The 229-nt window shown below is 35.8% G+C and carries 1 pseudogene; it reads left to right on the top strand.

From position 1 onward, the window contains the following. A pseudogene (locus ACYP5M_RS26915) lies at positions 1-229 on the top strand (DUF3907 family protein); the annotation flags it as partial.

Raw genomic sequence — 229 nt, 5'->3', positions numbered from 1 at the left:
GAAGAAGAATGCTTGTAAGTTGTGTAGTGGGCTTGGTGGCTTGCCATATCTTTCTGATATATGTTGTTTTCAATAATGCTGCAGCTGAAAAGACGCTTTATATAATTTATCATCAATGTATCGAAGAATACTTTTAACCAAAATCAGATCGGTGGTTTGAGGACAGCAGATATGCCTATACAGGGAAAAACTCGATTAAATTTCACCAAATTGTACCTGACAGCATAAT

This window comes from Peribacillus sp. N1 (assembly GCF_054600815.1).
Note: the sequence above shows the minus strand (reverse complement) of the source record. Positions and strands in the feature narration are given on the sequence as shown.